Below are 16,721 nucleotides of genomic sequence, written 5' to 3'. Positions count from 1 at the left end.
ATGACTGACGGCCTGCTTCCCTATTACGACCGGGAACTGGCCGCCCTTCGGGAACTCGCGGCCGAATTCGGGGAAGCCAATCCCAAGGCCGCAGGCCGCTTGCGCATTAGCCAAGATGCGGTCGATGATCCGCATGTCGGCCGCATTCTGGAAGGTGTCGCATTTCTGGCCAGCCGCGTGCATCGGCGGCTGGATGACGAATTTCCCGAACTCACCGATGCGCTTCTGGGTATTCTCTATCCGCATTATCTGGCGCCGGTCCCATCGGCGGCCATTGCGCGATTGACCTGTCAGCCGGATTTGCGCGTGCCTGTGGTGGTGCCGCGCGGGACCGCGGTCGAGACCGATCCGATCGAGGGCGAACCGTGTCGCTTCAGCACGACCGCAGAGGTCACGCTGTGGCCGATCGCGGTGGACGGCGCGCGGCTGACCGGCCTGCCGCTCGTGGCCCCGGTCAATACCCAGGCACGCGGCGCGCGCGCGACCCTCCGTTTTGCGCTTACAACCCTCGATCCCGAGGCGAGTTTCGCGGATCTCGAAATTGACCGGCTGCGGCTCTATCTGCGCGGTCCGATCGAGCAGAGCCTGCAACTCTATGAGTTGATCTGCCGCAACGCCGTCGGCGTCGCCCTTGCGGATGGGCCTAATGATGCCAATCCGACATTGCTGCCGGCAGCGGCCATTCAGCCGGCCGGCTTCGCGGATGAGGAGGCGCTGTATCCCTGGTCGTCACGATCTTTTTCCGGTTTCCGTCTGCTGACGGAATATTTCGCATTGCCGGAAAAGTTTCTCTTCATCGACTTTCTTGGGCTTGATGCGCGCACGATGGTGCATGCCCGAAACCGGATGGAGATCTTCATCTATCTCGATCGGGCGATGCCGGAATTGGAACGGTCCCTGCGGCCGGATGCACTGGCTGCCGGCTGCGTGCCGATTGTGAATTTATTCCCGCGCCGCTGTGAACCCCTCGCGCTCACCCACGAAAGCATCGAATATCATGTCGCGGCTGACCATCGCCGCGCCCGCAGCCTTGAGATTTGGAGCATCGAGCGCGTGCGGGAGTTGCACGGTGACGGCTCATCCCGCCCGTGGCGCCCGTTCTACCGCCATGCGCCGCATGATCTTCGTCTCGACGATGGCGATGAGCCGCCGGCCGGTTTTTACAATGTGGTTCGGCGGGAGGCAGCGGCGGCGATCGGTGGCACGGAGGTTTATCTCGCGCCCATGGATCCCGCATTGTCGGTCGATCGCCCCGCCGATACGGTCTTGTCGATCGATGCTATGTGCAGCAATCGCGATCTGCCGGCGCGTCTGCCCTTCGGCGGGGACCAGCCGCGTCTCCATCTGTCGGAGGGGTTGAGTTCCGTGGCCGGGCTCACCTGTCTGACGCCGCCGACGGCCTCGTTGCGCGGCCAACTGCACGATGGCCGGGCCTGGCGTTTGATCTCTCATCTGTCTCTGAGCCACCTCTCCGTCGTCGGCGGGCCGGCGGGGGCCGATAGTCTACGCGAGATGCTGCGGCTCTATGATCCGCATGAGAGTGCCGAGACGCGCAACGCCATCGCGGGATTGGTCGGCGTTACGTCAACGAGCGGCACCGCCCGCGTGCCGGGCGCGCGGCCCGGCGCCTTCTGCCGTGGTCTCGATGTCGAGTTGATGTTCGATCCCAAGCTGTGGACCTCATCCGGTCTTTATCTCATGGCCAGCGTGCTAGAACGCTTTCTGGCGCTGCATGCCACCGTCAACTCCTTTGTGCGGACAACGGCCGTACTGCAGGGCAGGGTCGGCACCGTCGCGCGCTTTCCGCCGCGTGCTGGATCGCGCGTGTTGCTATGAGCGGTTTGGTCGCATGTCCGGCGGCCGATCCGCCGGCGGCGGAGCAGGAGGTCGAGACGCTGCCCGCGTCGCAGTCCGTCGCCGTTGTGCCGCGTACGCGTGCCGTGGAGCCGAGCCTGGTGGAGCGGCTGATGCGCGAGCCGCAGCGTTTCTCCTTCGACGCCGCGATCATGGTGCTGGTGCAGGCTGCGGGGCAGGATGTCGGCCGGGCCGTGCGGTTCCACGCCCCGGTTGGGCTCGCGTTTCCGGCGGCGGATGTCTTGACCGTGCAACGTCATGCGACGGGTTTCCACGCAACTGTCTCGCCCATCGGGTTGACCGGTCCCTCCGGCGTGCTGCCGCGGCCTTATTCCGATTTGGTGGTGTCTGAGCAACGCAAACGATCCCCCGCGCTCGGCGCCTTTCTTGATCTTCTGGCGCAACGCCCGATCGGCCTCTTTGCCGAAGCCGGGTTCAAATACCGGCCAAACCGTGTCGCGGCTGCAGCCGCGCTGTCCAAGACGGCGGAGGCCCGTGACCCCGTGACCGCCGTGCTTTTGGCGCTGTGTGGATACGGAACACCGGGGCTGTTGTCGCGCCTGGGCATAGAGCCCGACCCCATCGCGCATTTTTCGGGGCACTTCGCCACGCATCCGCGCTCGGCGGTGCGGTTGCAGGCGATTGTGACGGATTGGTTGGGGCAGCCGGTTGAGATAGAGCAATTCGCGGGGATGTGGCTGCCATTGCGTGACGAGGAACGATCGGCTTTGCCGGTCACCTTGCCAAACGGCCAGACAGCGCCGTCCTTCAATCAACTCGGCAGCGACGCGGCAGCCGGCGCGCGCTGCTGGGATGTGCAATCACGCATCGTGCTGCGCATCGGACCGTTGTCTCTGCAAGGGTTCCGCGCCCTGCTGCCCAGCGGCCGGCTGTTGCAGCGCCTGGTAGCGCTGGTGCGCGCCTTCCTCGGTTTCGAGACCGCCTTCGCGGTCAATCCCGTTCTCGCGCGCGAGGCGGTGCCGCCTTTGGTCATGACAGCCACGGGCGGTCCCCGCCTCGGATGGGACACCTGGATGCCCTATCATGGCCCGCGTCCCGAGGATGCAGCCGAGGCGGTCTTCGAGGCGGACCTCGTCGAGCGGATGGGGCATTGACGTGGAAGCACGTCTTCCTGACAGCATCGGTCGTTTCCAGGTTCTGTCGCTGCTGGGGCGCGGCGCCATGGGGGTAGTGTACAAGGGGCATGACCCGCATATCGGTCGCGCGGTCGCCATCAAGGTCATCCGTACCGATCTGCTCGCCGGTCCGGACCGCGACACCTATCTGGCCCGGTTCCGCGACGAGGCGAGGATCATCGGATTGTGTGGCCATCCCAATATCGTGGGCGTCCATGAATTTGCCTTCGCCGGTGACCAACCATATCTCGTGATGGAATATATCGACGGCATTCCGCTCAATCGGGCGGTTGCGCGCGGAACCCAGCTTTCGATGCCGGAAGCCGCCCATATCGCCCTGCATATACTGGACGCGCTGAATGATGCGCATGCATCAGGCATCGTTCATTGTGACATCAAGCCAGCCAATATCCTTCTCACCCGCGCGGCACGCGTGAAAATCACAGATTTTGGCATTTCACGCCTGGCGGGCACCGAGCCTGCGGGTGTTCCATTGATGATCGGAACGCCGAGCTATATGTCGCCGGAACAATGCATAGGCGGCGCGGTCGATCATCGTAGCGATTTTTTTTCGCTGGGCGCGGTTCTGTATGAGCTGCTGACGGGGGAGCGCCCTTTCCAAGGGCTCGCCTATACCGATACGATCTTCAAACTCATCAATCAGCCGCACCATCCGCTGACGACGCTCCGCCCCGATCTCCCGGTCGCGGTCGGCGCTCTCATCGACAGCGCCATGGCCAAGAAAGCGGAGGACCGCTTCCCCGATGTCGCGCATTTCACCGAGGCCCTGCGTGCGGTTCCCTTGGAGGAAGATGCGCCGCCCATCCTGTTCGGGATGCGCAATCTGGGCGGTTTTGCGCTCTTCGACTATGCAACGCCGACGCCGCTCGCCACCGGCGACCGCGACGAGATCGACACGGTCCGGTTGACGACATTGCCCGTTGGTGCCCCGGCTGAGGTTGACACCCCAAGGCCTGCGGCCGAGATCGCGCCTATCATGGCATCCGCATTGCCGTTGCGTGAAACATCCGTGTCATCGCGCGCAAAGCGCGAACGGAATTGGCTGTCCACCAGAAGGGCTAAGTCAGCGGCAGCAGAGTTGAGAAAGTCCGCACATTGGCGAGTGTCGACTATCGGTGGTATCGTGACACGCCTCACTGGATCTTGGCAGCAACGGGAGGAGGATTGATCATGTCCGGCGGACAGCTCCAACCGCTTCTGTTGCTGACATCTCCGCTGGGTGATGACACCTTGCCTATCCAGCAGAGCACTTTGCATGGCGTGGGTTTGCATGCGCATGAGGAAATCAGCAAACCCTTCGAGATCACGCTCACCGTGGTGTCGACCGAGCGGGCCATTCAGCCGAGCGAGCTGGTCTATCAGTCCATCGGCTTGACGATTCGCAAGCTTCCGCATGCGGACAGGTATTTTAACGGTATCGTCTATAGCATGAGTGCCGTGGGCATGGCGCAGCGATCGCGCTGGCTCTACCGGTTGGAGATCCGGCCGCGCCTATGGTTCCTGAGCCAGTCGGAGGATTGTCGCATCTTCCAAAACAAGACCGCGCAGGAAATTCTGCAGACCTTGTTCGCTGAGCATAATGTCAGCCCGGTCGAGTTTCGTATCTATGGTGCAAAGCCGGTTCGCGAATATACCACACAGTATAACGAAACCTATCTCGATTTCGCGCAGCGTTTGATGCGGGAAAGTGGGTGGTTCTATGTCTTCGAACATACCAAGTCGACCCATACGCTGATCGTCACGGACCGCAACGAGTCGTTCAAACCCGTGTCGGACCCGCTGCATTGGGTCATTCATGCTGGCAATAACATCGACGTCTTCGATGAGTGGAGTGAAAGCCAGGGCACGGCGTCGGGTGAGGTCATGCTCCAGGACTACGATCCGACGCGGCCTTCCGCGCCGATCTATGGCCAACAGACGACAACCTTGCCGATCGCGGGATCAGGAACGCGGAATATCTTCAATTGGCCCGCTCTGACGCGGGACAACCAGATCGCGGGTGATCGGGCGCGCTTCGGGATTGAGTCCTCCGAAGCCATGTCGTCCCTCCGGCATGGCCATGGCTATGATCCTGAATTCTGTCCCGGCCGTCGCTTCACGCTGGCCAAAGACCCGTTCACCGAAGCCGAAGGCATCGACTATGCGTTGCGGTCGGTCACGCATGATGCCACGGATGACACCTGGATCGGCGGCGGTACACAGCCGCATTATCAGAACGACTTCGTCGCCTTCTTGCAGAAAACGCCTTGGCGGGAACCGGCGCGCAATAGTCGCCCGGTGATGGCGGGCATTTTTTCGGCCGTCGTTCTTGGCAATGAGGGCGAAGAGATTCATGCGGACTCGTTGGGCCGCATCAAAGTGCGGCTGCTGTTCGATCGCCGAAAGGATACCGTGGCGGATATGGCCACCTGGGTGCGGGTGATGCAGCCCTGGTCTGGCAATACCTGGGGTTGGCAGCATCTCCCTCGCGTTGGGGGGGAGGTTGCGGTGTCCTTCATGGATGGCGATCCCGATTCACCTGTTGTGGTTGGGTCCTTCTACAATCAAAACTTCCGGCCGGTCTTCGCGATCCCGGAGGAGCAGACGCGACAAGGCTTTCGCAGTCGTTCCACTTTACACGGCGGAACGCAGGACTATTCGGAACTGTCTTTTGACGATCGCAAGGGCGATGAGCTGCTCTTCATGCATGCGCAGAAGCAGATGACGACCGAGGTCGAGCAGGATCAGAAGCTGACCGTCGGCCGCGATCGTTCCGTGATCGTGGAGCGCGACGAAACCGTGGTGGTGACGCGCAATCACAGTCTGACCAGCGAAACCGGCGAAGTCACCATCGAAGCGGCGGTCGCACTGACGCTGCGGGTCGGTGCGAACGTCATTTCGATGACGCCGACGGGTATCAGGATCAATGGCGTGATGATTGGGATGGTGGGCGATGCGGCGGTATCGGTCACCTCGCCGATCATCGATCTGCAATCCGAGGGGATCGTGACGACCACGGCCGCCGGCATGATCCTGATGGATGCGCCGGACATCTTTTCGACCGTGCCCGTCATTCCGAGTCCGGAGGAGGTTGCGGTGGAGGATGCGATCGTCGATGCCACCGTCACTGCCGCGACGGACGCATGATGTCCGCTGCGATATCCACAGTTGAGAGCGCGCCTCCGGTCGGCAAGCTACGGTCGATGTCGCCCGATTGGATCAGGTTGAAGCTCAAACTTGATGATATGTCACCGCTGATCACGGATCATCCGGGTTCGGCTGTGCTTCTGCGACGGCTTGAACGGGCCGATCTCGCCGACGCCGCCCTCTGTCTCGCGGCCCATGCTTTGCCGCCGCGTGAGGCGGTGTGGTGGGCCTGCCGCTGTGCGCGCCATGCCGTGACGGCGGAGGGACGGCTTCCCGCCGATATCGCGGCGGGCGAGGCGGCGGAGGCCTGGGTGCGTGATCCGACGAGCGCGCATCGGGCACGGGCCTATGCCGCCGCGCGCCGCGCGCAGTTTCAATCGGCGGAAGCCCTGGCGGGCCTCGCGGTCTTTTGGTCGGGAGCTGAGGCGACGCTGTCGATGCCTGCAACCGCCGCGGCGGCGCAACTCAGTCAGACCGTGGAGAACGCAGTGCGTATGGCGAGCTTTCGGGGTGCGCCCCAGGGGCGGCCACTCCGGCTGCATCATTTCCTCGAAAGCGCGCGCGATATCGACCAGGGAGGCGCCGGGCATTTGCCACCGGCGAACGAGGCTTAGATGACGCTGACTTTGACCGTTCTACGCTGCCCCGAAGGTGTGTCACCGGAGACTCGGCACATTGCAGGCGGAGAGTTTTCGGTCGGCCGCGATCCCAAGAATGATTGGGTGCTTCCAGATCCGGACCGCTTTCTGTCCAAGCGGCATTTCGTGGTGAGCCTCGGCACCACCGGTTGGCAAATCATCGATACCAGCACCAACGGCAGCTATCTCAATCATGAGATCGAACCGATCCGTGGCAAGCCGCGCGGTTTGCGGGACGGTGACCGCATTCTGCTCGGCTCGTACGAGATCGAAGTCTCGATGCAGGGCGCGGCCGAAGTGCCGCTCTATGCGCCAGCAACCGCGCATGAAGGCGCGCGGGCCGATGCCACGACCTATGCGGAGGATCGGCTGATCGGTGATCCCTTCGCGGCGGCGCCGCTCGATCCGCTTGGTTTAGCGGTCAACACGCCGATCGGCCTCGCGGCGCATTATGATCCGCTCGCCGTGGGTGAGGCGGAGTTGAGTGCCGATCCCGTCATCGAGGATCGGGGCTTTCTCGACGCCGCCTATCGCGCGCCGGCAGCGGCGGCCGATTTGCTTCCGCGCGATTGGGATGAGGAAGGCGGCCCGCCACTGGCGCCATCGCCATCGCCCGCGCCCATGGCGCCGATCGAGGTCCCGATACAGGCGCCGGTGGAACCGGAAGCGCCCGTGGTCGTGGCGGAACCCGTTGAGCTGAATACCGATGCCGATGCGGCCATTGCCGCCTTCCTGCAGGGCGCCGGTGTCACGCTGCCGCCGGGTGTGGTGCTGGCCGGTGGCTCCGCGGGCACGCTGCGCGACCTTGGCGCCGCTTTTCGCGCCATGGTGCACGGCTTGCGGCGGATCATGATCGCCCGTGCCTCGATCAAGGGCGAGTTCCGCATCGAACAGACGATGATCCGCGCGAGTGGCAACAATCCACTCAAATTCGCGACCGATGACGAAGATGCGCTCGCGGCGTTGCTGAATATCGGTCGTCGCAGCGATCTGACGCCGGAGGCCGCGGTCGCGGATGCGCTTCTGGATATGCGGCTGCATGAGGTCGCGATGATGACCGCCATGCGGGATGCGGTGCGCGATTTGCTTGCCCAATATGATCCGCAGCGTTTGATGGACGCGAGTGGTGGCCAAAGGACCGACGTGATCCCGACGATGCGCCGCGCGCGCGCCTGGACCACCTTCGAGCAGCATCATGAAAACATCCTCGCGGCTTTGACGGATGATTTCGACAGCATCTTCGGCAAGGCCTTCGCGCGGTCCTATGAGCGCGTGATGTCGGAGGCTCAGGCGAGCCAGGACGGGGAAACTCGTGAGAAGGCGGACCGTTTTGGCTGATCGCATCATCTCGCCAAGAAACCCATCGGGAGAGACGTCGTGAGTTGGACCAATCGCGTCGCATGGCAGGAAGGCATGTTCCTCCGGGCGCAGCATTTCCAGCAACAGGATCGCTGGACGGAAACGCAGTTGCGCGGCAGCATCGCCTTCTTGCGCACCCATCCCTGGGGCGTGAGCAGCTTAGCGATCGCGCGCGATTTGCTGAATGCGGGACGGTTCGCAATCGATTCCGCGGCGGGGCTGTTCGAGGATGGCACGCCTTTCTCGATCCCCGGTGAGGCCGATCTGCCTCCGCCGCTCGATGTGCCGGAAACGGCGCGCAATGTGCTGCTCTATCTGGCCTTACCAATCCGCCAGTCAGGCGCGCAGGAAATGGCGACGGCCACGCGCGATGAAGGGCGCTATCGGCCTCGCACCTTCGAAGCCTATGATACCCAGTCCGGCGCGCCGCAGCCCGCCGAGTTGCAAATCGGGCGATTGCGTCTGCGCTATATGCTCGAAACCGATGACCGCGAGGGCTATCTGTGTTTGCCGATCGCGCGCATCACCGAAGTGATGCCGGATCGTCGCGTGGTGCTCGATCCGCGCTGGATTCCGCCCGCCCTGAATTGTTCGGCCGTGCAACCCCTGTCGGCGCTCTGTGTCGAGCTGGCGGGCATGCTCAATCAACGGGGCGAGGCGGTGGCCGCCAGATTGACCGCGCCGGGCCATAAGGGCAGCGCCGAGATCGCCGACTTCCTACTGTTGCAGGCGGTGAATGGTTGGCAGGTCATGATGGCGCATTATGCCGATGCCGGAAACCTGCATCCCGAGGATCTGTATCGGACTTTGTTGCAGATGGCCGGGGAACTCGCGACCTTTACCGATCCGCGTCGCCGGCCCGGCACGTACGCGGCCTATCGTCATGAGGATCTGCAACGCTCCTTCGCGCCCGTCGTCTCCGATATCCGGCGCTCGCTGTCCGCGGTGCTGGAGCAGACGGCGATCATGATCCCCCTGCAGGAACGCCGCCATGGCGTTCGCGTCGGCGCCATCACCGATCGCAGCCTGCTGACGGCGGCGAACTTCGTCCTCGCCGTGCAGGCGGAGATGCCGACGGAATCGCTGCGTCGCCTGTTTCCCTCGACCGCCAAGATCGGTGCCGTCGAGCATATTCGCGAATTGGTGAATGTGGCACTGCCGGGCATCGCGCTGCGCGCCTTGCCGGTGGCGCCGCGCCAGATGCCGTTCTACGCCGGTGCATCCTATTTCGAACTCGATCGCAACTCGCCGCATTGGCAGCAGATGCAAGCCTCCGGCGGCTTCGCCGTGCATGTCTCGGGCGACTATCCCGGTCTGACCATCGAGCTTTGGGCAATACGGAGTTGATGGCGCCATGAGCGACAATCCCTTCTCCGAGACAGATGACAACGAACGGACGATCATCCGGGTGATTCCGGGCGGTCGTCTCGCGCCGGGTGTCGCCATTCCCGATCCGCTTCTGGCGCCGGTCGAAGTCGCGCAGCCCGCCGCCACGTCGGATCTGCGGCAGGGCGAACCCGGCATGCGCTTCGCCGATCTGCCGGAAGGCGCGGGCTCGCCACTGGTTTCGGCGGCGGCCGGTTGCCTCAGCCTGCTTGGGCGACTGCGCAACGCGTTTTCTGTGCCGGAGCCGCGCATGTTACGCGAGCATGCGGTTCAGGAACTGCGCCGTTTCGAGCAGACCATGCGTCGCCAGAACCTGCCGATGGAACAGCTTCGCCCGGCCCATTACGCGCTATGCGCCAGTCTTGACGACGTTGTGCAAGCAACGCCCTGGGGTAGCCGAGGCGCCTGGGCCGATGCGTCCCTCGTGTCGACCTTTCATCAGGAAGTGCGCTCGGGCGAGCGCTTCTTCGATCTGCTGGCTCAGCTTCGGCAAAACCCAGGCAAGTTCCTCCATGTTTTGGAGCTGATGTATCTGTGCATGTCGCTCGGTATGCAGGGCCGATACCGGCTTTCGCCGCGCGGGCCGGCGGAACTCGATCGTGTGCGCGAGGAAACCTACGTTCTCATCATGCGCAACCACGCGCCGACGGAACCCGCGCTGTCGCCGCATTGGCAGGGCGTGGCCGCGCCGTACACGCGCCATCGCTTCGTGATTCCGCTGTGGCTTGCGGCCCTGATTGGTCTCGGGCTGATCGGTCTCGTCTATGCCTGGGCGGCGTTCGGATTGGCGGGCCAGTCCGATCGTCTGTTTGCCTCGGGGCTGACGCTGCCGCCCGGCCATCTGCCCCTGATCAAGCGCGATATGCCGCCCGCGCCGGTGCCGACGGTGCCACCGCCGCCGACCAGCGCGATCAGCGCGCTCAGCGGGTTCCTGCAACCCGAAATCAAGCAGGGACTGGTCAACGTGGTCGGCACGGATGCGGTGCCCATCGTCCGCATCAACAACCGTGGCATGTTCGCCTCCGGCAGCGCGACGGTGGAGGCGCAGTTCCAGGGGCTTCTGCAACGCATCGGCGCCGCCCTCGCAGCGCGGCCGGGTGCTGTTCAGGTGGTGGGCTATACGGATAACCAGCCGATCCACACCATCCGCTTTCCGTCGAATTTCCAGCTGTCCACGGCACGGGCGCAGGCGGCGGCGAGCGTCATTGCCGGAACCGCCGGCCCGAAGGTCCAGATCGACGCTGAGGGACGCGCGGATGCCGATCCCATCGCTCCCAATGACACGCCGGAGGGGCGGGAGCAGAACCGCCGCATCGAAGTGGTGCTTCATCAACCGGGCGCCACACCATGATGAGCCTTGAGGGACTGCTGATGATGTTCGGCAGCCGCTGGGGCGTGAGCTTCGTGGGGCTCGCGATCGGCAGCGCGCTCGTCTGGTATCTTGGGCCGCTGATTCCAGGCCTTCAGGGTCCCTTGGCACGAGGGCTGCTGATTGCGGGCTTCGTGCTCATCTGGGCAGCGGTGAATGGTGTGTTGAGCTGGCGTCGCCGCCGGCGGGACGGGGCGCTGGCGGCCGGCGTGGCTGAGGCGAACCCCGAGGGGCCAGGGACGAAGGGTCGTCGCGCCAGCCAGGCAGAGACGACGGAGGAGGCGGCGCGATTGCGCGACCGTCTGCGCCAGTCCCTGACCCTGCTGCGCAAGGCGCGGGGCCATCGCGGTTACCTGTATGAGCAGCCTTGGTTCCTGATGATCGGGCCGCCCGGCGCCGGCAAGACGACCGCGCTGACGCAATGCGGTTTGCAATTTCCGCTCGCCCAGCCCGACGGCACCGGCGGCATGTCTGCGGGGTCTGTCGCAGGCGTTGGCGGCACGCGGCTCTGTGACTGGTGGTTTGCCGATGAGGCGGTGCTGATCGACACCGCCGGCCGCTATACGACCCAGGATTCTGACCAATCGGTCGATCGGGCCGGCTGGCTCGCCTTCCTCGATCTGCTGCGCCGCACCCGCCCGCGCCAGCCGCTGAACGGCATCCTGGTGGTGATTTCCCTCGCCGATGTCGGAACCGTGCCGGCGGCCGAGCGCATGAGCCATGCGCTGGCAATTCGTAGTCGTATCAAGGAAGTTTCCGACAGGCTAAAGATTCGCTTGCCCATCTATGCCGTCTTCAGCAAGGCCGACCGCATCGCGGGCTTCACCGAATTCTTCGATGATCTCGATCAGCAAGCGCGTCAGCAAGTCTGGGGCATGACCTTCCCGTTGTCGCAGGGTGTGGAGGCCTTCCGCCCGGAATTCCGCTTACTGCTCGACCGGCTGGATTCACGCCTGTTCGAGCGTTTGCAGGCCGAACGCAGCCCCGACCGTCGCGTCTCGATCGCCAGCTTTCCGCTGCAGATCGCGAGCCTTGAAGCGCCGCTGACCGAGTTCCTGCAAGCCGCTTTCGGCGGCTCCAAGCTGGATCCGGCGCCACTTTTGCGGGGCGTGTATCTGACCTCCGGCACGCAGGAAGGCACGCCGATCGATCGATTGACCGGCATGCTCGCCCGCACCTTCGAGGTTGATCAGAAGCGCGCGCCCGATCTGCGCCCGGTCGTCGGTCGGGCCTATTTCATTGGGCGCACGCTGCGCGAGGTGATCTTGGGGGAGGCCTTGCTGGTCACCTTCGACCCTGCCGCGCGCCGTCGCCGCCGGCTGCGCCGCTGGACCGGTTTTTCCACCATCGGCGTGGTGACCCTGGTGCTGTGTCTGTTGCTGTGGCGCGAGGAGGCCGCCAATAGCGCCGCCATCCAGCGCGACCAGACCGCAATCGATACCTACCGCCAGACTTTGGCGAGCGTGCCGCTCGATCCCGTGGCGGATGATGATCTGCCCCGCATCCTGCCGGTGCTGGATGCGGCGGAAGCCTTGCCGCGCCCCGGCGATGTGACGCCGCGCGGCGTCGGCAGCCTGTTCGGCCTCGGCCAGGGCGGCAAGCTGATCGAGACCGATCGGCTCGCCTATCAGCATGCGCTGGAACAGGTGTTTTTGCCGCGCTTGATCTGGCGCCTGGAAGGCCAGATGCGCAGCCATCTCGATCAGCCGGTCTTCCTCTACGAAGCCACGCGCGTCTATTTGATGCTTGGTAACGACGGGCCGCTCGACACAAGTCTTGTCAAGGACTGGATGCAGCTTGATTGGTCAATCCACTATCCTGGTCCCGATATGCAGCCGGCGCGCGATGCCCTGATGCGGCATCTGAGCGATCTGCTCGCGAGCCCGCTGCCGGATGTGCCGCTTGATGGCGCCCTGGTGCGGGAAGCACGCAGCGCCTTCAGCCGCATGTCCCCTGCGGAGCGCGTCTATAGTCGAATCCGCCCGACCGCCTCGGCGGCCGATGTGCCGGCCTGGAGTCCCGCCAGCGCCTTGGGCAGTGCGACGGCAAACCAGTTATTCGTGCGTGTTTCGGGCCGGCCACTGACCGATAGCATCCCCGGCTTCTACACGGCGCAGGGGTTTCAAGCGATTTTGCTGCCGGCGCTGGCGCCTGCCGCGAAGCAGGTGTCCAACGAGCGTTGGGTCTTGGGACCCCAGGCGAATGCCGATGTCCAGCCGACCGGTGATCAGGCCGTGCAATCCATCGAACAAGGCGTGATATCCCTCTACGCGAAGGATTATGAGCAGCGTTGGGATGCGATGTTGAACGATATCGGCATCGCGCCCTTCCATGATCATATGGACACGGTGCAGAAGCTGTATGTGATGGCGTCACCGCAATCGCCGATGCGCGATCTGCTTGTGTCCATGACGCATCAACTCACACCGGCCCATGCGGCTGCGCAGATGACGGCGCAAACCCCGAAGACCAAGCCGGATGCGCAGGCAAGCCGGTTGAGTGCGATTCTGGCACCGACGGCCGCCGCCGCCACCGTGCCGCCACCGCCGCTCGGCCATGAGATCGACGATCACTACGAGCCCTTGGTGGATTTCACGGGTCCGACCGGCCAGGCAGGCCCCATCACCGACGTCTTCCATCTGCTTAATCAGTTGCAGAACGAAATGGCGCAGTTGCCGAATTCCACAAGCCCATCGGGCGTTTTGCAAAACAGCCAGGATCCCGCGCAGCTGCTTTTGGCCGAGGCGGATCGTCAGCCGCAGCCGGTTGCACGCTGGTTGCGTCAGATCGCCGTCAGCGGCACCACCACATTGGCAGGCGACGCGCATCAGGCCGCAGCGACGGCCTTCGTCAGCATGGATGGCCCGTCAAAACTGTGCCATGCGGTGGTCGATGGGCATTATCCCTTCAATCCGCGGGCCCGCAGCGAGGCGCCGCTTGCGAGCTTCACGAAACTCTTTGCGCCCGGTGGCGTTTTGGACACCTATTTTAAGACGCAGTTGCAGCCTTATGTGAATACCACGGGCAGCGTTTGGCATGCCCAGGGTGTGGGCGGCGTCGCGCCGCCCATCACGGATGCGCAGATCGCGCCTTTCCAACAGGCGGTGACGATTCGCGAACTCTATTTCCCGACCGGCGGCGATTTCCCGTCCATGCATTTCACCATCAAACCGGTGTCGATCGATCCGTTGTCAAAAGCGGTTGTGCTGTCATTGGGATCGTCCGACGTTTCCTGGCAGGCGGATGCCGTGAATACAACCAGCGTCACCTGGCCGCAGGACGGGCTGAGCAATGTCAGCCTGACCTATACGCCGCCACCGCCGTCGCCTTTGGTCGAGGAAGGCCCTTGGGCGATCTTCCGCCTGTTCAGCCAAGCACGGTTGGAGCGGGGCAATGGCCCGACCCATTTCTTCGCTACCTTCCGCTCCGGCACCCGGCAGGCAACCTTCGCGATCGAGACGGACTCGGCCATGACGCCGTTGTATTGGCATGTCTTGCAGACCTTCCAGTGTCCGCTCGTGCAATGACCGAGCAGGCTGCAGCCCCCGGATTCTTCGGCAAGCTTCCGTCACGTGGCGATTTTGTGGGCCGTGGATTGTCGCCAGCGAGCATTGCGGTATGGGATGGCTGGATCAGCCAGTCTCTCATCGGCAGCCGCGCGTTGTTGTTGGAGGATTGGGTCGGTTGCTGGATGGTCGCGCCCGTCTGGCACTTCGCGCTGCCCGCCGGGATGTGTGGCCCGGTGAGCATCACGGGACTGTTCTGCCCGAGCATGGATCGCGTCGGCCGCTATTTCCCGCTGATTGCGGCGGTGGAACTGCCGGTGGTGCGGCTGCGGACTGAGAGGGGTGGTCAAGCATTTCACGCGGCGCTGGAGCAGGCCGTGCGCGATGCCTTGATGCGCGATCTGGCGCCGGAGGTTCTGTCCGCGCACCTTGCCGGCATTGCCGCGCCCGATGAAGCGCCACCGATAATCGGGCTGTGGTGGACCGAGGGTGGGGACATGGTCGCCCCCGCCGAATTTGAATGCGCAACACTGCCGGATGCGGTGCAGTTCACGCGGATGCTCCGCGATTGACTGTCGAACTTCGTCACTCGGCGGTCTCGCATCCTGGTGCGGTGCGGCGAGAGAATCAGGATGCGCTGCTATGCCGTCCCGAGATCGGGCTCTATCTCGTCGCGGATGGCGCCGGTGGCCACAGGGATGGCGGCGTGGCCTCTGCGCGCGTGGTGTCGAGCGCGGCGTCCCTTGCACCTGGCGCGACTGCGGTGGAACGGCTGGCCGGCCTGCGACGCAGCCTGAGCCATCTACATGATTGCTTGCTTGATGAGATGGATGCGCGGGCCGATGGATCGAGCACGGCATCCACAGTCGTGGCCCTGATGCTCGATCAACATTTCTTCGCCTGCCTCTGGGCGGGTGATTCCCGGATTTATCTGTTGCGCGATGGGGCGCTCATTCGGCTGACGCATGACCATAGCGTGGTCCAGGAAATGATCGACGCCGGCACGATCGATGAACGTGAGGCGGAAAGCCATCGGGAAGCGCATGTCATTACCCGCGCCGTGGGGGCGGGCAGTGCATCGCTGATGCTCGAAAAGCGTGTCGGGCAGGTGATGCCCTACGACCGCTTCCTATTATGCACTGATGGATTAACGCGCGCCTTGGATGAAGCGTTGATCCGCCGTTGTCTGGAACAGGGGGGCGATGCCGCGCGCACCCTGGTTGCGGCGGCACTGCGGCACAAGGCGCGCGACAACGTGACAGCCGTTGTCGTCACCACCACTTAGACCAACGACCAAGCAGGAAGGATCTGACCTATGCCAACTGCCCCCACCCTTCGCGTGCTGAGCGCGCGTGACGCCGCCAGACCCAATCTCATCAATCTGAGTTTGCATTCAGGCCCAGTCAGGGATCAGGACTGCCCCTGGGTCAAGATCGGCAAGCTGTATGTATCGGCGACGATCGTGGGCGACAATTCATGGCTGCCGCTGATCAGCCGACTGTCGAAAGAGGGCGTGAAACAGTACACGGTCTTCACTGGCCGCCACGGCAATATTCCCAATATCGTCGATAGTGTTGGCAACGCCACAGGCATCTTTGACCCATCCCACACGAAGGAGGACGCGGCCGGGCAGCAAAGAGCGATGGCCGAGTTCCCCGGAGTGCAGATCGCATTGGTGGATACGAGCACAAATGCCCGGTTCCAGACCCAATGGCTGAAGCGAGAAACACGCAATCAGATCTTGAAGGGCCATTCCGTGATCTATACGTGGTGCTATGGGCTATTCACGATGTGCGAGGCACCCTCCGATACTGGGACGCCAGGATACGCCAGCGCGCTGAGAAGCAACCAGACCTACCAAATTGAAAAGACGGTCGCCGATTTGGTCAATGACTATTGGGGCTGGGTTCCGAACCCGATCTGACGCGTGCGCATCCGTCAGTGTCCATCTCCTCCGCCGTCGCCGTCGCCGTCGCCATCGAAATCGCTATCGTCGCTACCAGACCCGAAACCCATGCGTAAGCCGCCCCCCGGACGAGAGACCAGTTGCCCGATGCCCAGGCCAAGCAAGCTCGCACCGCCAATGTCTCCTTCCAGTGCCGGCAGCCACACGTGAATGATGACACCTTCAAGATAAAGCAGCCCGATGGTCAGCGCGATCACGGGTAGCATCGCCCAACCCATCGTCGGGAGGCGAAACTTTCGTTTTGCGACAACGGCAAATCGTAACGCGAAGTGAAAGTAAAGTGCAGCGATGAGCGCCGCCGCAGCGCAATACAGGCTTGCTTGTGTTATCATCGTATCGCGATCATCGTCATTGAAAGGC

General features: G+C 63.6%; 13 protein-coding genes. 12 read left to right on the top strand and 1 reads right to left on the bottom strand.

All coding sequences use genetic code 11. From position 1 onward, the window contains the following. From tssF to QP803_RS18650, 12 genes are all read left to right on the top strand, one after another. Positions 1-1,836, top strand: coding sequence for a type VI secretion system baseplate subunit TssF (gene tssF / locus QP803_RS18705; protein ID WP_284944994.1), 1,836 nt, complete (start codon positions 1-3; stop codon positions 1,834-1,836). Beyond that, positions 1,833-2,969, top strand: coding sequence for a type VI secretion system baseplate subunit TssG (gene tssG / locus QP803_RS18700; RefSeq protein ID WP_284944993.1), 1,137 nt, complete (start codon positions 1,833-1,835; stop codon positions 2,967-2,969). Before tssF ends, tssG begins: the two co-directional genes overlap by 4 nt. 1 nt (position 2,970) lies before the next feature. Then, a complete protein-coding gene (locus tag QP803_RS18695) occupies positions 2,971-4,179 on the top strand; it encodes a serine/threonine-protein kinase (protein WP_284944992.1) in 1,209 nt (402 codons plus the stop codon). Positions 4,180-4,181: 2 nt separating this feature from the next. Further along, positions 4,182-6,137: a type VI secretion system Vgr family protein gene (locus QP803_RS18690; RefSeq protein WP_284944991.1), complete on the top strand. Its 1,956-nt coding sequence runs from the start codon at positions 4,182-4,184 to the stop codon at positions 6,135-6,137. Between the two features lie 77 nt (positions 6,138-6,214). Then, a complete protein-coding gene (locus QP803_RS18685) occupies positions 6,215-6,751 on the top strand; it encodes a DUF6931 family protein (RefSeq protein WP_284944990.1) in 537 nt (178 codons plus the stop codon). After that, positions 6,752-8,113 carry a type VI secretion system-associated FHA domain protein TagH gene (gene tagH, locus QP803_RS18680; protein ID WP_284944989.1) on the top strand — a complete coding sequence of 454 codons (1,362 nt, stop codon included), beginning with the start codon at positions 6,752-6,754 and terminating at the stop codon, positions 8,111-8,113. A gap of 39 nt (positions 8,114-8,152) precedes the next feature. Then, the gene (tssK, locus tag QP803_RS18675; RefSeq protein WP_284944988.1) at positions 8,153-9,481 is read left to right on the top strand and encodes a type VI secretion system baseplate subunit TssK; all 1,329 of its coding nucleotides are present in this window, start codon (positions 8,153-8,155) and stop codon (positions 9,479-9,481) included. Positions 9,482-9,488: 7 nt separating this feature from the next. Next, complete coding sequence (gene tssL, locus QP803_RS18670; protein WP_284944987.1) at positions 9,489-10,871, top strand: type VI secretion system protein TssL, long form; 1,383 nt, start codon at positions 9,489-9,491, stop codon at positions 10,869-10,871. Continuing rightward, positions 10,868-14,416: a type VI secretion system membrane subunit TssM gene (tssM, locus tag QP803_RS18665; RefSeq protein WP_284944986.1), complete on the top strand. Its 3,549-nt coding sequence runs from the start codon at positions 10,868-10,870 to the stop codon at positions 14,414-14,416. Before tssL ends, tssM begins: the two co-directional genes overlap by 4 nt. Beyond that, positions 14,398-14,967, top strand: a complete 570-nt coding sequence (gene tagF, locus QP803_RS18660) for a type VI secretion system-associated protein TagF (protein WP_284944985.1) — start codon at positions 14,398-14,400, stop codon at positions 14,965-14,967. Before tssM ends, tagF begins: the two co-directional genes overlap by 19 nt. Next, positions 14,964-15,680 carry a PP2C family protein-serine/threonine phosphatase gene (locus QP803_RS18655; protein WP_284944984.1) on the top strand — a complete coding sequence of 239 codons (717 nt, stop codon included), beginning with the start codon at positions 14,964-14,966 and terminating at the stop codon, positions 15,678-15,680. Before tagF ends, QP803_RS18655 begins: the two co-directional genes overlap by 4 nt. Before the next feature lie 30 nt (positions 15,681-15,710). After that, positions 15,711-16,319: a hypothetical protein gene (locus QP803_RS18650; RefSeq protein WP_284944983.1), complete on the top strand. Its 609-nt coding sequence runs from the start codon at positions 15,711-15,713 to the stop codon at positions 16,317-16,319. Positions 16,320-16,333: 14 nt separating this feature from the next. On the opposite strand, the gene QP803_RS18645 is transcribed toward QP803_RS18650, so the two are convergent. Further along, complete coding sequence (locus QP803_RS18645) at positions 16,334-16,693, bottom strand: hypothetical protein (RefSeq protein ID WP_284944982.1); 360 nt, start codon at positions 16,691-16,693, stop codon at positions 16,334-16,336. Between the last annotated feature and the right edge of the window lie 28 nt (positions 16,694-16,721).

Source organism: Acidisoma sp. PAMC 29798 (assembly GCF_030252425.1).
In the GTDB taxonomy this organism is placed as follows: domain Bacteria; phylum Pseudomonadota; class Alphaproteobacteria; order Acetobacterales; family Acetobacteraceae; genus Acidisoma; species Acidisoma cladoniae.
The sequence above is the reverse complement of the archived record's forward strand: the minus strand, read 5'-3'. Positions and strand labels throughout refer to the sequence as shown.